The 16,345-nt window shown below is 67.3% G+C and carries 15 protein-coding genes; 7 read left to right on the top strand and 8 right to left on the bottom strand.

Translation table 11 applies throughout. The features are described from left to right. Positions 1–312 precede the first annotated feature (312 nt). Positions 313–1,287 (top strand): AraC-like ligand-binding domain-containing protein, encoded by a 975-nt coding sequence (locus ACFO60_RS04940; RefSeq protein ID WP_380837484.1) that lies wholly within the window; start codon positions 313–315, stop codon positions 1,285–1,287. A gap of 307 nt (positions 1,288–1,594) precedes the next feature. Here the strand turns inward: ACFO60_RS04940 and ACFO60_RS04935 are convergent, their stop codons facing one another. Both ACFO60_RS04935 and ACFO60_RS04930 read right to left on the bottom strand, forming a co-directional pair. Continuing rightward, the gene (locus ACFO60_RS04935) at positions 1,595–2,473 is read right to left on the bottom strand and encodes a M23 family metallopeptidase (protein WP_380837482.1); all 879 of its coding nucleotides are present in this window, start codon (positions 2,471–2,473) and stop codon (positions 1,595–1,597) included. A 160-nt stretch (positions 2,474–2,633) separates the two neighbouring features. Continuing rightward, positions 2,634–3,200 carry a hypothetical protein gene (locus ACFO60_RS04930; protein ID WP_380837479.1) on the bottom strand — a complete coding sequence of 189 codons (567 nt, stop codon included), beginning with the start codon at positions 3,198–3,200 and terminating at the stop codon, positions 2,634–2,636. Positions 3,201–3,339: 139 nt separating this feature from the next. On the opposite strand from ACFO60_RS04930, the gene ACFO60_RS04925 reads away from it, so the two are divergent. The 3 genes from ACFO60_RS04925 (at position 3,340) to ACFO60_RS04915 (ending at position 7,817) form a co-directional block, all read left to right on the top strand. Continuing rightward, entirely contained in the window at positions 3,340–5,322 is a 1,983-nt protein-coding gene (locus ACFO60_RS04925) for a sensor histidine kinase (RefSeq protein ID WP_380837476.1), read from the top strand. 77 nt (positions 5,323–5,399) lie between these two features. Then, a complete protein-coding gene (locus tag ACFO60_RS04920; protein ID WP_380837473.1) occupies positions 5,400–6,044 on the top strand; it encodes a response regulator in 645 nt (214 codons plus the stop codon). Positions 6,045–6,248: 204 nt separating this feature from the next. Then, the gene (locus tag ACFO60_RS04915; protein ID WP_380837471.1) at positions 6,249–7,817 is read left to right on the top strand and encodes a hypothetical protein; all 1,569 of its coding nucleotides are present in this window, start codon (positions 6,249–6,251) and stop codon (positions 7,815–7,817) included. A gap of 110 nt (positions 7,818–7,927) precedes the next feature. Here the strand turns inward: ACFO60_RS04915 and ACFO60_RS04910 are convergent, their stop codons facing one another. Further along, a complete protein-coding gene (locus ACFO60_RS04910; protein ID WP_380837468.1) occupies positions 7,928–8,872 on the bottom strand; it encodes an endonuclease/exonuclease/phosphatase family protein in 945 nt (314 codons plus the stop codon). A 333-nt stretch (positions 8,873–9,205) separates the two neighbouring features. On the opposite strand from ACFO60_RS04910, the gene ACFO60_RS04905 reads away from it, so the two are divergent. Continuing rightward, the gene (locus tag ACFO60_RS04905; protein ID WP_380837465.1) at positions 9,206–9,601 is read left to right on the top strand and encodes a histone-like nucleoid-structuring protein Lsr2; all 396 of its coding nucleotides are present in this window, start codon (positions 9,206–9,208) and stop codon (positions 9,599–9,601) included. Between the two features lie 23 nt (positions 9,602–9,624). Here the strand turns inward: ACFO60_RS04905 and ACFO60_RS04900 are convergent, their stop codons facing one another. The 5 genes from ACFO60_RS04900 to ACFO60_RS04880 form a co-directional block, all read right to left on the bottom strand. Beyond that, positions 9,625–10,191 carry a GNAT family N-acetyltransferase gene (locus ACFO60_RS04900; RefSeq protein ID WP_380837462.1) on the bottom strand — a complete coding sequence of 189 codons (567 nt, stop codon included), beginning with the start codon at positions 10,189–10,191 and terminating at the stop codon, positions 9,625–9,627. After that, positions 10,188–12,308 carry an ATP-binding protein gene (locus ACFO60_RS04895; protein ID WP_380837459.1) on the bottom strand — a complete coding sequence of 707 codons (2,121 nt, stop codon included), beginning with the start codon at positions 12,306–12,308 and terminating at the stop codon, positions 10,188–10,190. Before ACFO60_RS04895 ends, ACFO60_RS04900 begins: the two co-directional genes overlap by 4 nt. A gap of 18 nt (positions 12,309–12,326) precedes the next feature. Next, positions 12,327–12,884 carry a DUF6879 family protein gene (locus ACFO60_RS04890; RefSeq protein WP_380837457.1) on the bottom strand — a complete coding sequence of 186 codons (558 nt, stop codon included), beginning with the start codon at positions 12,882–12,884 and terminating at the stop codon, positions 12,327–12,329. Then, positions 12,885–13,109, bottom strand: a complete 225-nt coding sequence (locus ACFO60_RS04885; protein ID WP_380837454.1) for a hypothetical protein — start codon at positions 13,107–13,109, stop codon at positions 12,885–12,887. 1,148 nt (positions 13,110–14,257) lie between these two features. Further along, the gene (locus tag ACFO60_RS04880) at positions 14,258–14,794 is read right to left on the bottom strand and encodes an ATP-binding protein (protein ID WP_380837452.1); all 537 of its coding nucleotides are present in this window, start codon (positions 14,792–14,794) and stop codon (positions 14,258–14,260) included. A gap of 214 nt (positions 14,795–15,008) precedes the next feature. Between ACFO60_RS04880 and ACFO60_RS04875 the strand changes: the two genes are divergently transcribed. Beyond that, a complete protein-coding gene (locus ACFO60_RS04875) occupies positions 15,009–15,869 on the top strand; it encodes a helix-turn-helix domain-containing protein (protein ID WP_380837449.1) in 861 nt (286 codons plus the stop codon). Continuing rightward, complete coding sequence (locus ACFO60_RS04870; RefSeq protein WP_380837446.1) at positions 15,866–16,063, top strand: DUF397 domain-containing protein; 198 nt, start codon at positions 15,866–15,868, stop codon at positions 16,061–16,063. The genes ACFO60_RS04875 and ACFO60_RS04870 overlap by 4 nt, the downstream gene beginning before the upstream one ends. The last annotated feature ends 282 nt before the right edge of the window (positions 16,064–16,345 follow it).

Genomic DNA, 16,345 nt, shown 5'->3' with positions numbered 1-16,345 from the left:
CCGGCGTCCCACCGTCCCACCCGGCGCCCTTTCCCTTGTGAGGTCGCGGCTCCGCGGCACAGACTCGGCCCGGCGGCTCTGGAGGATCGAGGGCCGCCACATGACCGGGCCCGGCGCGATCGCACGGGCCCCTGTGCGACGGGACCGCACGGTGAAACCACGGGGCGACGATCCGACCATCTCGCGAAAGGAACACCTGGCACCTCTGAGCGGGAGTCCTGCTTCACCATGGGCTCTTTCTCGCCCCTCCTGGCGACCGGGCCGTCCGTCCGACGACCCCCGCAAGCGCGCCCGAGAGAGTGAGTGAGGCCGGTGGAGATCTACCAGACCGCGCACCTACCGGTGCCGGAGCGGTTCGAACTGTTACGCGAGCACATGTCCCGCGTGGTCGGCACGGTGGAGATCATCAGTGCCGACCCGCCACGCTTCCGCCTGCGGTCGCGCGTCCTCACGATGGGCGCGGTCCGGGTCTCGTCCCTGGCGGTGACCTCCTCCTGCGGCCTGCGCCGCACCCCCGCGATGATCCGCCGGTCAGACCCGGAGATGTTCCAGCTTGTGCTCCCCGTGCGGGGCGACGCCGCGGTGACGCAGGAACACAGGTGCGCGAAACTGCGGCCGTACGAGCTGGCCTTTTACGACACCTCCCGCCCCTACCAGGTGGCGACGGTGTCAGAAGGGGAGACGCGGGGCTTCCTGATGGAGTTTCCCCGCGCCCTGATCCCCCTCCCGCCGAAGAAGATCGAGCGGCTGACCGTCACGACCCTGCCGGGCCACGAAGGGGTGGGCGCCCTGCTCTCGGACTTCCTGGCCCGCCTGACCACCGGCCCCGGCCAGTACGGGACCTGCACGCTCGCGCGGCTCGGGACCACGCTCACCGACCTCGTCACCTCGCTGCTCGCCGCCCACCTGGACGCCCGGCCGGCCGTGCCGCCGGACGTCCACCAGCGCACGCTGCTGCTCACGGTGCACGCCTTCATCCAGCGGCACCTGGCCGACGAGAGGCTGTCCCCCGCGATGGTCGCCGCCGCCCACGGGATCTCGCTGCGCCACCTGCACCGGCTCTTCGAACAGGAAGACGCCACCGTCGCCGGCTGGATCCGCGCCCAGAGACTGGAACGCTGCCGTCGAGACCTGGCCGACCCCGCCCTCTGCGACCGGACGGTCCATTCCGTGGCGGCCCGCTGGGGCTTCGCCACACCCCCGCACTTCACCCGCGCCTTCCAGTCGGCCTACGGCATGCCCCCGTCCGCCTACCGCCGCCTCGCCCTCCAGCGGGCCACCTCCTGACCCGGGGGAGCCGGCGCGAGCCGATCGACGCGCCGCGCACGGCACCGCTCCCCCGCCCGGCATCGACGCCGGCGGGAAGCGATGCCGTACTCGTCCGGCATCGGCCCTCATGTACGAAACGGGCTGCTGCACTCGTCCGGCATCGGCCTCCGCGTTCGAAACGGGCTGCCGTACGCGACTGCCGTCAGCCGCAGTGCTCGAACGGGCTGTCGTACGCGACCGCTGTCAGCCGCAGTGCTCGAACGGGCTGTCGTACGCGACCGCTGTCAGCCGCAGTGCTCGAACGGGCTGTCGTACGCGACCGCTGTCAGCCGCAGTGCTCGAACGGGCTGTCGTACTTGGCGGTGCCGATGGAGCCGCCCCACTTGACGCAGGTGCGGGCGGCCTTGGCGCGCACCGGGCCCGCGTAGTACTGGTACCTGCCCGCGTCGGTCTGCCGGGCCTTGCCCCGCACCTGCAGGTAGGCGCTGGCACTCGCCTTGCCGCTGCCGCTGTCGCGCAAGGTGGTCACGCAGTTCTGGCCGGTCGCCGAGGAGTACATGAGGACCACGCGGCCCTGCGAGCCGAGCGACGCCGAGTCGACCTGCTTGAAGCCCGAGCCGCACACCTTCGCCGCGGTGTAGGGGTTGGAGCCGCTGGGGGCGCTCCTCCGCTGCGCGGTGCCGCCTCCGCAGTTCCTGGAGGTCACCGACTGGCCGGGGTACTTGAAGGTGGCGCCGTTGAACGACGCGCGGACGATGCCGCCCGAGGCGGACCGCTGCTCGTAGTGCAGGTGCGACACGAGCTTGTACTTGGCGGAGCTGTTGCCCACCGCGCCGATCTTCTGCCCCTGCGCCACGCCGGCGCCCTGGGACACCGACCGCGAACTCAGGTGCGCGTAGAGGGTCGTGCTGCCGTCGGAGTGGCGGATCTTGACCAGATTGCCGAAGCCGTTGCCCGTCTGGTACGCGGAGATCACGACCGTGCCGGCCGCCGCCGCGACGACGGTCCTGCCCTTGTCCCTGTCGCCGTCGCCGGCGCTGCCGTTGAAGTCGATCTCGTTCCCGGTGTGGGCGAAGCTGCCGCTGCTGCCGACCCAGGTCTCGCCGCAGGGGAAGGGAAGCTGGAAGGTGGGGCCGGCGGCGCTGACCGCCGCGTTCGCCGCCGCGGAACCCGTCAACGCGGCCAGGGAACCACAAACACTCACTATAAGGATCTTCGTTCGCACAAAGGGCAAGATTGTCAGTCAGATGATCAGCTTGTCCAGGAAACCCGACAAAAGCTCACTCTGCCCGACAGGCGCGCCCCCCCACGCCGCGGCGCGCCCGCGCCCACCTCCGGCATCCCGCCGTCACGGGGTCCCGGCGTCAGGCCGTGGCGGCCTCGCGGATCCGCGCCGGGTCGGCCGTGGCGAACCCCACGGACGTCACCGCGATCGCCGCCAGCCAGAGCACGAACGGAGCCAGCGTCAGCGCCGTCATCTCCGCCGTCTGGCCGAAGAACGTCGCGAATACGCCGAGGTAGGTCACCAGCCAGGCGAGCGGCGTCCAGCGGCGCCAGCCCGTGAGCACGCCCGCCCGGGCGACGACGACGGCGGACGCGATGCCGCCGACGATCTGGGCGAGACCGCCCACCGGGTAGAACAGGTTGTCGGCGTCGCCTGTCAGGTACTCCACCACGCCGCCGATGGCGATGCTCAGGTGTCCGAAGGCCCAGACGCCGAGCGCGACCTTCGCGAAGGCGCCGCGGCCGGCGGCCCCGGAGCGCAGCATGCCGACGATGAGCACCGCGAAGCCGACGAACCCGAGCCAGATGAGCAGCTCCCCGAGCCAGTGGGCGGAGGACTTCTCGCCGGGGTTGACGTACTCCACGCCGATGCCGGCGGCCCACAGTGCCGTGGCGAGCAGGCCGACGAGCCCGATGGTCCTGTTCATGATCTCCCTTTCGAAGACGCCGTCCGTTGTCCTCCCAGAGTCGTGAACGCGGACATCTCCGGCATCGCGGCCGGCACGGAACCCGATCTCAGGGTCAGCACGGATGCGCGGGCTCCAGGGCCGTTCGTACTCTTGCCCCATGTACCGTCGTGTGGCCGTGCTGGTCGGGATGATCGGCGTGGCGTCGCTGGTGCTCGGCGCGATCGGCCTGGCCGATCTCGGACGCGCGGCGACGTTCGACGCCGTCTCCTGGTACGCCTCGGGAGTGCTGCTGAGCCTGCCCTCCATCGGCCTCGGCCTGGTGATCGCCGACCGGCGGCCGGGCAACCCGGTCGGCGCCCTGCTGACGTTCGTCGGCTTCGCGATCGCGGCCGGCCCCTCGGCGGAGACCTACATCCTCGCCGCGTACACGCACCCGGGCGCACTGCCGCTGCCGGACATCGTGGTCCCGCTCGACCAGGGCCTGTGGATGCTGATGTACCTGCCGATCGCGCTGCTGATGCTCTACTTCCCGGACGGCAGGCTGCCGAGCCGCCGCTGGCGCTGGGTCGCGGGCGCGCTCGTCGTGGACTTCGTCGCCTTCGACCTGGCCGCGGCGATGATGCCGGGGCCTTACAAGGCACCGGCCGAGAACGCCCCGCACCCCCTCGGCGACCTGCCCGGCGCGCTCGTCCCGCTGGTCTTCGTGCTCGTCTTCGCGTTCATGGGCCTGCTGGTGGCCTCGGCCACCGCGATGGCGCTCAAGTTCCGGCGCGCCGCCGGAGACCCCGTCCGCCGCGCGCAGCTGAAGTGGTTCACCGTCGCCGCGCTGTGGCTGCCCCTGACGCTACTGCTGTGCTGGGGCAGCTACCTGCTCATCGACGCGCCCGACCTGGTGATGATCGGACTGTTCGGCCTGTTCGTCACCATCCCGGTCGCCACCTCGATCGCCCTGCTGCGCCACGACCTCTACGACATCGACAAGGCGATCAGCACCGCGGTCACCTACAGCGTGGTCACCGCCGTCCTGCTGGGCGTCTACACGCTCGTCTCCTTCCTCGGCGGCCTGCTCATCGGCCAGGACGGCGCGGTGACCGCGGCCGGCGCGACCGCCGTGTGCGCCGCCGCCCTGATGCCGGTACGGGCCCGCGTCCAGCGCGTGCTCGACCGCCGGATGTACCCGCAGCGCAGGGCCGCCCTCGAAGCCATCGAGGACCTTCGCCGCCGCACCCACGACGGTCAGGCCGAGCCGGAGGAGCTGGAAGCCGTCCTGCGCCGCGCGCTGCGCGACCCGCGCCTGCGCGTGACCTACCGCCTCCCCGGCACGCCCGGCCTGGTCGACGCCTCCGGCGAGACGGTCACCGCCTCCGACGACCGGCTGACCCCGATCGTGCTCAGCGGACGGCAGATCGGCGCGCTCGTCCGCGGCGGCGTCGGATCCGCGCAGCTCCTCCGCGAGATCGCCGCGTCGTCCGCGCTCCTGGTGGAGGTGACGCGCCTGCGCATCGAGCTCACCCTGGCGCTGCGCGAGGTCGAGTCCAGCAGGTCCCGCCTGCTCGCCACCGGGTACCGCGAACGCCGCCGCCTGGAACGCGACCTGCACGACGGAGCCCAGCAGCGCCTGGTCACGCTCGGCATGGCGCTGCGCCTGGCCCAGCGGCACCTCGGCGACGGCACCGTCGACGTCGACGGACTGCTCGACCAGAGCGTCGCCGAACTGGGCAGCGCGGTCGCCGAGCTGCGGGCCATCGCGCACGGCCTGCGGCCCAGCAGCCTGGACGACGGCCTCGACGTGGCCGTCCGCACTCTGGCGCGTTCTCTCACCATCCCGGTGACGGTGGAGGTCGACATCGGCGTGGTCTCCGACGACGTCACGACGACCGCGTACTACGTGGTCAGCGAGGCGGTGACGAACGCCGTCAAGCACGCCGAGGCGCAGTGGATCGGGCTGCGCATCGCCCACGAGGACGCGGGGCTCGCCGTCCAGATCACCGACGACGGCCGGGGAGGCGCCCGCATGAGTCCCGGCTCCGGCCTCGCCGGCCTGGCCGACCGCGTGGCCGCCGCCGGCGGCGCACTGTTGCTGGACAGCCCTTCAGGCCAGGGCACGACACTACGGGCGGTCCTCCCATGCGCCTCGTGACACCCCCTGCCTCCCCGCCCCCGCCCCCGCCGGCACCGGCCACTGTCCCGCACCATCCGAACCAGAACGGTGGCGGCATGCGCATCGTGATCGCCGAGGACTCCGCCCTGTTCCGCGAAGGACTCGCCAGACTCCTCACCGACGCCGGACACGAGATCGTGGCGAAGATCGGCGACGCCGTCGCGCTGATCACGGCCGTCGAGGCCCACGAACCCGACCTGGCCATCGTCGACATCCGCATGCCCCCCGACCACACCGACGACGGTGCCCGGGCCGCCCGCACCCTGCGCCAACGCTGGCCGTCCATGGGCGTCCTGCTGCTCTCCCAGCAGATCGAGACCCGCCACAGCCTCGAACTCGTCGCGCAGGGCGGGTTCGGCTACCTGCTCAAGGACCGCGTCTTCGACGTCGACGACTTCCTCGACGCGCTGCGCCGCGTCGCCTCCGGCGGCTCCGCGCTCGACCCCGAGGTCGTCACCAGGCTCCTCAACGCCAACCAGCGCGACAACCCCCTCGCCACGCTCACCGCCCGCGAGCGCGAGGTCCTCGCCCTGATGGCCGAAGGCCGCACCAACGTGGGAATCGCGCGCCGGCTCTGGCTCACCGACCGCACCGTGGAGACCCACATCGGTTCCATCATGTCCAAACTCGGCCTCCCCACCACCGACGAGGACCACCGCAGGGTCCTCGCAACCCTCACCTACCTCCGCGCCTCGGCGTAGCCCGGGCCCTTCGGACGTTCCGCCGGTATCGCGAGACGGCACCACCACGCGGCAGCACATATCCGAAATATCACGATTTACGCGAATTATCCGGCCGACTATTGGCCGACACAAAAAGACCCGACATTGATGCCCGGATCAAAAGCTGAGAAATCTCCATTGGAACGCTTCACTAAGTGCCGCAACCGGCTTAATGTCCTGGACATGTCCCTACATCGCATGGCATTACCGTGCGCGCTCACCGACGAGTCCGCACCGTGCTTCCAGAACCGCATCTCCTACGTATTCGATGGTCTCGAGACGCCCACGCTGCCCGTCGGCATCAACGCCGAGGTCGCGGCCGAGAGGGTCGCCAAGAGCCGCCTCAGGGACAAGAGGTACAGCGTCACCACCACCACGGCGGAAGCCCTGACCGACACCGAGAGGGCGGCCCTCACGTGGCTGCTCGCCGGCTTCTGCGGGCCCGACCAGGCCGCCTCCGAGTTCCGGCAGATCTTCCCGCTCGCCGGTGGGCCGGGCGCCGCCGTCGGCCAGGTCATCCTCTCCTACGACCAGGACCTCAACGGCCGGGCGGTCCTGGTGGGCCGCGGCCTGCCGCTCGGCGGCCCGGCGGACGCCTCGTCCAAGGAGACCCTCGCGCAGACGCTCAAGAACACCTACTCCCTCGGTGAGATCCGCGGTCCCTGGACCGCCGGCGAGCTCCTCAAGGTGAGCCGCGCGCTCGCGCTCACCAGCGCGACCGACCGCGAGGCCCTCGTCGGCGTCGAACTGGAGCGCGTCACCAACCTGGCCGACAAGCCGGAGCTCGCCGAGGAGAACTTCCACACCCAGGCGCAGTTCTTCCACATGGTCGGCCCCAACTCCGGCAGGTGGGGGGTCATCTACGTCGCGGACCGGGCGTTCGTCAACGACGCCGTCGGCTTCTTCGGCGGCACCGACGGCGTCCCGGCCCGGCCGCCGAGCTTCGAGGTCATCCTGCACGAGGTGGGCCACGCCATCGAGACCGCCGTGCGCCGCGCCGACTCGCGTGCCAACGCCCTAGGGGTGCTGGCGAGCGTCTCTCCGACGGTCCACCAGCGCACCGCCGTCCTGCCGCAGGACGACATCACCGCCGCGACGAACATGAAGTTCAAGGACCTCAAGCGCTGGGAGAGCGTCACGGACGACGCGAAGACCGCGTACGAGGCCGTGGCGAACAAGGCCGCGAACGCCGACCAGCTCATCGGCGAATGGCGCGGCAAGATGCCCGACTATGCCCAGGCCCTCCAGGCGATGAAGGAGGGCAGTGGCGCGGGCGCCGCGACGACGATCCGCAAGAAGCTGCTCAGCGAGTGGAGCAGCATGGTCGATGTCATGGAGTTCATCGGCGAACTGATCATCACCCTCAAGGGCCCCAAGGCCGCGGGCCTCAAGGCCGAGAACTTCACCACCATCGAGCAGGAGCGGCTGCCCGAGCTCAAGCACGCCCCCTGGCTCGACTTCCACGACGAGGTTCTCCGCTTCTGCACCGTCCAGCGCCCCGCCGCCCTGTGGCGAGCGAAGTATTACCGCGCCGGCAAGAAGACGACGGGCCGCGAGCAGGAATTCACCAAGTACGTCAACGCCAAGGGAATCAAGATAGACCTGACCCCTTATACGGCCAGAATGAACAGCGGCACCGAACTCTACGCCGAGTCGTACGGAATCTGGCGCGTCCACCCCCAGGCCCTGGCCACCCACAACGCCGACCTCTTCACCTACTTCAACGACGGCCACTACCTCCAAGGCGACTGACTCCGCCCCACCCCCGAGCCGGCCGGGCCACTCCACCTCACTCCCCCCGGCCGGCTCGCCACTCATCGGGAAGGCGCGAGACGACCGTGGTCCCCGATCGCCGGTGAATGTCAGAGCTTGATGCGGGCTGCGACCGCCAGGTGGTCGCTGCCGGTGGCGGGCAGGGTCCAGGTGGTGACGGGAGTCGCCGCACGGGTCATGACGTGGTCGATCCGGGCCAGGGGGAAGGCGGCGGGCCAGCTGAAGCCGAAACCCTCCTCCGCCGGGGTCATGCGGGAGGTGATCGGGTCCAGGCCTCGGTCATCGAGGGTGCTGTTGAAGTCGCCCAGCAGGACGATCCTGTCCAGCTCTTCCGCGGCGACGGCCGCGCCCAGTGCGGCAGCGCTCTCGTCCCGCCGGCCGGTACCGAAGCCGTCCGGCAGTCGGATACGGACCGAGGGCAGGTGAGCGACGTACACGGCCACGTCGCCGGATGGCGTCTCCACGGTGGACCGCACCCCTCGGCTCCAGTCTCCTGTGACCTCCACGGGCCTGATGTCCACCGGCCGAGAGTCCGCGAGGGGATACCTGGACCAGAGTCCGACAGTGCCCACGACCGCGTGGTGGGGATGGCCGGGCGCGAGGGCGGCCTCGTAGACGGGCAGGGCGTCAGGCGTCAACTCCTCCAAAGCGATGAGGTCGGCTCCGGCATGTGCCAGGGCTCGCGCGGTTCCTTCGGGATCGGGATTCTCGTCGTTGACGTTGTGCTGGAGCACGGTCAGGTCGTGAGCCGTTCCCCGATCCGCGGGTAACAGCCGCTCGCCGAAGAGTGCGGTCCAGACCGCTGCGGGCAGCACCAGGGACACCATCGCAGTGGCCGAGCGACGCAGCAGCGCCAAGACCAACAGCACGGGAACGGCCAGGCCACCCCAGGGCAGAAAGGTCTCCAGCAGGCTACCGAGATTGCCCACGGTATTGGGCACGACGCCCGGGAACGCCAGCAGCCCGGCCACCAGCACCGCGACCGCCGCGAGGACCCGCCCACGCGTCCAGGACCAGGACGCCCGGCCTGGCACGTCCGCCTCGCCCCGACGCCACCGGCCAACGCGACGAGGGCGCTTCCCCGCAGCGCGAACCTTCCGATCTTCGATGCTCATACGCCCGACCGTACGGGTCGCTGCATCAACCGTGATGAAACGCCTCGGTTGCTCCTGCGGAACCACCAGAGCGCCTTGATACACCCGCACCCTGGTGAGCCATGCGGGGCCGGCCAGTGGATGCCGGCGACTTCCGGTGCCGGCCGGTATGCGGTGGCCCTTCGACACGCGTCAATCACACGATCTTTTCTCGAACACCAGTATGATGCCACGGTTCAGACAAGACGTTGATCCATCCGGAAAGGGCTGCACGTGGCGCAGAAGGTAATACTGGTTGACGACCTCGACCACTCCGAGGGCGATGACGTGGCGAGGCGGGAGTTCCCGCTGCTGAACCGGACCTTCGCCATCGACCTGTCCGACGCCAACCAGCAGCGGCTGAGCGAGGCCCTCGCGTTCGTCGAGCAGGTCCTGGAGAGCTCCCGCGAGGTCAAGCAGGCGACGCGCCCCAAGAAAACCGCCGACACCTCCCCCCGCCTGCAGGGCTACACCCTCACCGACGTCCGCGAATGGGCACGCAAGGAAGGCCTGGAGGTCCCCGCCCGAGGCAAACTCGCCGACGACCTCCTCGAAAAGTTCATAGCCGCCCACCCCGACGCAGCCTCCCCGCAACCGGCGCCGGAAGACCAAGCAGGCGGAGAAGCATAGGAGATCGGGTGCGGAGTCGGTGATCAGCAAGCAGGCTCTTGACGAGGTAGGCGATCCATGACGTAAACGTCCCAGTGAGGCGGAGTGATATCGGGGAAGGGGCCGTTTCTGCCGACCAGGCGCCACCCGAGGTGCCGGTAGAAGCCCTGCGTCGCCACAGCGGCAGGCTGCACCGACAACACGGCGCGTTCCTCCGTCCGGGAGCCGAGCAGCCGGCCGATGAGCCTCTTGCCGAGGCTCCGACCTCGCTGGCCAGGAAGGACGGCAAGGCCGGTGAGCGTGAACGTTCTGCCGTCCCATTCCCTGGTGAACTCGGGTGGAAGCGGTTGTGCGATGGCACGCCACCACCCGTGGTCGACGGGCAGCCGATGGCCGTACGCGTAACCGATGAGGTCTCGGTCGTGGCAGGCAACGACCACGCCAAAGGTCGGCTCCTTCGCCAGGCGACATAGGTCCTCCGCGTTCTCGCGCGAAGTGTCCGACGTCCACGCGAAAGGCGGCTGCAGGAACACAGCATCATGGATGGCGCAAATGGCATTGAACCACTCCTGGGGAAGTTCATCCTTCGCCCTCAGGACGATCTCGCTCATGCGCCTTCGCGGGCCTTCTCCCTCAGTAGCTCTCCCTCGACGTTCTCCCCGAGGAAGGCATACAACTCGGCGGCGCTCAGCCAACTGTCACGCGCGGCCGTGGCATCGCCCAAGCGGTGGTGGACGTCGCCGAGCGTCGCCACGGTCATGGCAAGACTCCGCTGGTCCTTGAATCGGCCGAATGTCCTGGCCGCCCGCGTCAGCGACTCGCGTGCCTCGGCGCCTTGGCCGAGTTCCATGAGCGCTCTGGCGAGCGGAAGCGTCCCCCAGGCTTGGCTCCACTCGTCGTTGATCCCGGCGAACACCTCGACCGCCCGGGTCCCCAGTGACACCGCCTCATCAAGCCGACCGAGGTCCGCCGCGAGGTTGCCCAGGCTGAGCAGGGCCATGCCTTCCCCTCGCGGCACTCCCCCGCCACGGAACACTTCGAGAGCGGCTTCGAAGTACTCCCGCGCCTCCTCGCGATCGCCCATCTGCTCCTGGACCATCCCGATCCCTCTGAGGGAGAAGCCGGTAAGCCACGCGTCATCGGCCTCCCTGGCGTAGGCGACAGCGCTTTCGTAGTTGGCGATCGCGCTTTCCCGCCTGTCGCCGCGCATGTCCGCATCGCCCAGCGCGAAAAGATTCGAGGCCTCCCCCAATCGGTCACCCAGAACGCGGGCAGCCTCGGCCCCGGTGCGGTGGACGTTCTCCCAGTCCTCCCAATAGGAGTGCAGCTCGAAGAAGCCATCGGTGACGACGGGCAGTTTCCATGCGATGTCGTACTGGCCGGCGTCCATGGCCTGTTCCAGGGCGAGCAGAATGTTGCGGCGCTCCACCTCGAACCACGCCATGGCCGCCTCTGCGTCAGTGAACGCAGGGATGACGAACCGTTCCACCGGAACCGTGTCGACCTCGTGCGAGTGGGGAAGGATCACCCGACGGCCAGCGTCCGCCGTCAGGAGATACCAGCTCAGCAGCCGGCGGACCGCCAGCGTCCGGTCCCGCGGACTGGTCTCTTCCCGCAGACGTTCCTGCGCGTAGGTCCTGAGCAGGTCGTGCAGGCGATAACGACCGGAAGAGACCTCCTGCAGGAGGTGCGTAGACGACAATGTGTCCAGGAGTCTCCGCGTGGCGCGCTGATCGATCGAATCGAACATCGCCATGGCGGCCTCCGTACTGAACTCCTGCCCAGGATGGACGCCGATCAGCCGGAACGCCTCCTGCGATTCGGGCGAAAGCGCGTGGTAGGACCACGAGAAGGCCGCACGCACGTCGCTGAGTTCGTCCTCATCGCCGGATGTGAGGAAATCGAGCCTGTGCTGTTCCCCTTCGAGTTCGGCGACCAGGTCCGCCAGCGCCAGCCCCGGCCGATCCACCACGCGCCCCGCCACGACGCGCAGCACCAGCGGAAGATATCCACAAAGTGCGGCGATATGTGCGGCGGCCTCAGGCTCCGACGCGACGCGAGCAGTACCGATCACTTGCCCAAGCAGGGTGACGGCTTCAGCAGGACTGAGCAGGCGCAGGGTCACACGAGCCGCTCCTTCCCTTGTAACCAACCCTGACAGGCTACTTCTACTTGTGATCACGACAAAGCATCCGGGTGCCCCTGGAAGCAGCGGCCGGACTGTAGCGGTGTTATCGGCGTTGTCGAGAACTACGAGCATCCGCTTGCCGTCTACGAGCGAGCGGAACAGCGCCGAACGCTCCGCCAGCGTTACTGGGATGCTCTCCTTTGGGACGTTGAGCGCCCTCAGGAAGCCGTCGAGAGCTTGGGCAGCACTCAGCGGAGCACCCGGCCCGAACCCGCCCAGATCAATATAGAGATCTCCGTCCGGAAAGCGCCCTCTCACCCGATGGGCCCAATGGACGACCAGCGCCGTCTTGCCGACTCCTGGAGCTCCGGTAACGGTCGAAACCGCGCTCGTACCGCTTTCCGTCGTCAGGCTGTGGTCGAGGATCGCAAGGCTGTCGACCCGGTTGACGAAGCCGCCCACCGGAAGAGGAAGCTGCCGGGGCAATGGCAATGCCTGCTTCGGAGAAGTCAGACTGATCGGGCCATGCATGGTGCCAATCTGTACGACAGCACCAGCGTCGCCGATGAACTCATTATTGCTGGAGTTCTGCATCTCCATCGGCCGGCCACACCTTAGCTAGAACACACCGTCGTGCCTGGCCGCGAACGTGGCGAACGAAATGGACCGGCGCACCGCCATGTCTCGCCAGAAATTGGCTTGGACGATCTTCTCCGGATCGTCCAAGATTTCCGCGGCCTCGAACTCGCCATTGTCCCTATAGTGCATGGCGACAAGGAGGCACGAGTCGAAGAGCCAATAGTCGTAGCGCGGAAGACCCTCTGGCCACTCCCCTGACGGGACCGGAATGAACCGCACGTCCTCGCCGGCCGACACCGTGTGCGCGTACGCCCATGCACACTCGAACCGCACGTAGTCGGAGAGGGGCTCCTCCACCACGTGGACGCGGTGCACAAGCTTGCCCGAATCACGCGCAGGCGTGATCGTTTCATCGATCCACTGAGCAATCCCAGGATATTCTCCACGCCGCTGACCGCTCAGGAACAGCTCGAACGCGGCCTTTTCATAGGAGACGTCATAGACCTGAAGCGACTCCAGGCGATAGGCCGTGAAGCGGAACTCAGTAAAAAGACGATTAAACTCGGCATCGTCCAGAGAGCGAAATACTCGCCCCACTTAGCTTGCCTCACCCTTGGCCCGGAGCCTGTCGACGGCTCCAAGGAGCACCTCGGGAGCGATCTGCAAAGCGATCTCACCCGGAAGAACATTGACGAGATTGACGAACGTGTCCTGATCGACCGCCGCCCCCTGAACCACGATCTGGCCATTTTCGGCCAAGTAGATGGCCGGACAGCCATTGGCTCCCGAGTTCTGGTCTTTATAGAGCATTTCGAGCCTCATGCAGCCCCCTAGAGATCAGAATACAAATTTCAATGTAACTCCGCGAGACTTCCAGGTCAACCCCAATGAAGGATAGGCCATAATACACATTAGTGCACCATTGCCTCCTCTATGTAGACGCCACAGCCACGCACCCAGCGCCGAACCTCAAGGCAAGAGGCGTTGCACCACGAGAGAAAGATCATATCCACAGATCGCGACCAAAGATCATCAACTTACCGAATGATCCGTTTCTGAGGAATGAGCACCAAAGGGCCCATTATTCCGCTTCAGCGATCTACATCCCCAAGAATCCCAAATCAGCCCAGAACGGCGGCCGTAGGGCATTCCATTCATGGCCGTTTCTCATCAACTGCTATGAGCATGCACACGAGCTTTGCAGCGGCGCGAAGGACTCATGAGCACCGCCCAGCCTCCTGAACACCGATATCTCAGACCGAGCCGACTATCACGGCCACCTGGCAGCAACAGCCACAGTTCCATCGCCGGCATGAACGGCCGAACTCGCAACTGGTCCCTGTGGATCTCCCGGCCATGCATTTGATCACCATTGCCTCGCACCATGTCACGCTGCGAGAGCTCACGCCTGATGACGTGGACGGGCAGCTGACGATCTACGGTGACCCGGTCGTGGCCGAGCACCTCACCACCAAGGACGTACGACCTCGCTCAGGCCAGGGCCAACAATCCCGGTCTCGCACGACGGAGCCACGGCCGGATGGGACGCTCCGCAGGAGTGCGCGCTTGGGCTCGACCGCCGTACGGTCCACCCGGTCATGCTGGAACTCGGCGGCCTCGATCATCTCCCGCAGACCATCCCGCTCGACCTCCCCGGCACGCACCGGGCCCTCACCATTCACCAGCGACACGCCCACCGGCGTTCTTCGGCGGCCAGATCCGGACGTCACGCGTCCCGGCGTCCCCGCGACGCTGCTCCTCGAACCCAAGGATCATTGCCAGCGCCGTGTGAGCGTTCACCCTGATCAGGACGCTCGCATCTCCAGCCGCGTCAACGAACGGCGAGACGACCGGGGAGGCGGGAATCCCCCTGTGGCCCAGCCACTCCTGCATACGCCTGCGCAGCTCGGCGGCCAGGCGGAGCGCCTGGCGATCTCGATCGCTGAGGTGACACATCCGGCCGCCTCCGTTCAGCTCTCACCGACGAGCAGCAGGTCGACCCACGTCTCGGGCAGCTTCTCGTCCACGTCGAACCACACGGCCATGCCGTCACCGCGCCACCGGGTGATGCCCCACTGCTTGGCCAGCGCATCGACGAGCCGCATGCCGCGTCCGCTCTCGGCGCCCTGATCGTCACGGAGCAACCGCGGCAGGCCGTTGTTCCCCTCGTCCATGACCTTGATGTGCAGGTCTTCGGCGAACGTCCGGACGATGGCCAGGGTGAAGAAGGACGATCCGCTGTACCGGATGGAGTTCGATGTCAGCTCGGACACCAGCAGGACCGCGATCTCCGCGGCCGGGTGATCTAGGAGCGTCTGCTGCGTAACCTGCCGCGCGCAGGACACCTGGTCCCCAGTGGCCCGGAAGGTCTCCCGCCGGAAGGTACGCACCCGCAGCGCCTCCCCGGTCACCGGCGGATTCGGCACAAGACTCCACCCACTCGGCGCACCGATCACCTCCGCCAACGCGATGTGCTCCGTCACGGACTCCGCCTGACCCATGGTCATCGTCCAGTCACCTCCACATCCTCGATTTCCCTGCGCTATCGGCAGGCCCGATGGCAAGCTCTACCGAGAGTGACCGGTCGGTTACTACAGTGCAACCGTAATCCAAAAAATTCTGCGAAATAACACCGGTCTCGAGTGAGGAGCGCTCACCACAGCCCATATCACCCTCGCCCCAAATAGCGCCAAATCATCCCACGCAGCAGAAGGGTTAGAAATGCCGCAACTGACGAATCCCACCATCCGGCATCGCAGACTCGCCACCGAGTTGGAACGTCTGCGCGAGGCGGCCGGTTTCTCTAGGGAAGAGATCGCCGATCAACTCGACTGGCACGCGACGAAGGTGTGGCGAGTCGAGAGCGCCCGCTCCGGGATCAGCATTGGCGACCTTCGGGACCTGCTGGACCTCTACGAGGTGCACGGGGCACGTCGAGAGGCACTCCTCGCTCTGGCCCGACACAGCCGACAGAAGGGCTGGTGGACCGAGTACCGCGATGTCCTCACCGGCTCTTACCTTGACCTGGAAGCCCAAGCATCCACGATCAAGAATTTCGAACCACAAGTCATTCCGGGACTCCTCCAAACCGAGGCGTACGCCCGAGCAGTGATGCGTACCGCACTCGTCATGGAGTCCAAGGAGGTCAGACGACGCACCGAAGCACGCGTGGCACGACAGCGGTTGCTCTCGGAAGATGGCGATGGCCCGGCACTGTGGGTCGTACTCGACGAGGTGGCCATCCGGCGTCCCGTAGGCGGCAGCGACACGATGCGGGAACAGTTGCAACGGCTCATCGACATGAGCGAGCACCCACGAGTGACGATGCAGGTCATCCGCACCTCGGCCGGCGCCCACCCCGGCCTGTCCGGTCCGTTCGTCATCCTCGACTTTCCCACACCGCAGTTCTTCGCCCCCATCATCTACCTGGAGACCGCAGCAACAGCCCTGTATCTGGAGGAGACGGAAGAAATAGCACGATATACGCTGATGTTCGACCACCTACGGGCGATCGCCCTTGGCCCAGCGGAGTCTGCCAGATTCATCCAATCGGTCCAGTCCGAATTCGGGAGCGAAGAATGATCAATCGGCACGACATCGACTTGTCACGCGCCGACTGGCGCAAGAGCAGCCACAGCACAGCCCAGGGAGAGAACTGCGTAGAGGTCGCCCAAACGGGCTCACACGTCGCAGTACGCGATTCCAAGTGCCCCGACAGCCCCATCCTCATCTTGCATCACCAGGAGTGGAGCGCCTTTCTAGCGAAGATCAAGTGAGTACACAGGTCCGGACCTGCGTACTCGACTGGCCATCAACGCACGGCGACCTCGACTCATCCGTGTGCGTAGTACAGGCGGATGACACTGCTCCGCCACTGACTGGGCGATCTCCCTCATCAGCGACCACTTCGTCGGGGGCAACAGAGACTGGCAAACCTCAGATGACGTCGCAAAGCAGATTCCCCCCATCGTGACGCTACAGGGCGACCTATCTAGCCTGGTTGCTTCACCGATCCGCCACATGCTTCGCGGGCCGGGCATGTAGATCGTTCGATTCAG

Origin of the sequence: Sphaerisporangium dianthi (assembly GCF_042654065.1) — a bacterium.
In the GTDB taxonomy this organism is placed as follows: domain Bacteria; phylum Actinomycetota; class Actinomycetes; order Streptosporangiales; family Streptosporangiaceae; genus Sphaerisporangium; species Sphaerisporangium dianthi.
This window is presented reverse-complemented; position numbering and strand designations above follow the sequence as displayed.